The 744-nt window shown below is 36.7% G+C and carries 1 protein-coding gene; it reads right to left on the bottom strand.

Going from position 1 to position 744, the window contains the following annotated elements:
* On the bottom strand, positions 1 to 363 hold a 363-nt coding region (locus tag ACS8FD_RS20025; protein ID WP_439277158.1), incomplete at its 3' end, for a MarR family winged helix-turn-helix transcriptional regulator.
* Between the last annotated feature and the right edge of the window lie 381 nt (positions 364 to 744).

Genomic DNA, 744 nt, shown 5'->3' with positions numbered 1-744 from the left:
AGTCAAGACTGACAGCGACTGTTGGTTGACCTGTCTGGCACAATTAATGGCTTTGGTTTCAAGCGACCTAGCTTTTTTCGTCAGCAAGATGTGTTTGACCCGTGCATCTTTTTTATCTGCTACACGCGTGATCAATCCATCGCGTTCCATTCTATTGAGAGTATTGGCAATTGTCGCCTGTGCTAAATTACCTAGCTGTACCAAGTCATTTTGCGTTATACCATCTTGTTGCCATAGCTCAAGCAGAATGGGGAAGTGAGCTGTACTAATACCTAACGGTTTTATCTGTTCATTGAGCAAAATGGCGTACAACCTAGCAAGATGATTAGCAAGATACCCTGTAGATTCAGTTTTGAAGGTCATGATCTATTCTCTATATAAGTATATTTTGAACAAGATATTTTCTAATATGATATAAATATAGCTTGCTATGTATTTATATAGCATGCTATGTTTATATTCAAGTATGAAGCGATTAGATTAAGTTTGCGTCTAAAAGTTTAGAGCTTTTAAAGTGTTGTTAACGCTATTTGGTAAATAGTTTATCGCTAACGCCATGCTACTAAAAACACTGCTGGAGAATAACAATGGATCGTCGATATTTAGTCAAAATTCATGCTACCACTGGTTTTTTAGGGTTTTTCTTTATTCTAAGCTTTTGGTTAAGTACGCTTATCAGTGAGCTATTTATGTCTTATGAAACCATTGCTATGGTGAAGCAAAGCATTCTCTACGCTTTCATCT

This window comes from Psychrobacter sp. 1U2 (assembly GCF_051847575.1).
This window is presented reverse-complemented; position numbering and strand designations above follow the sequence as displayed.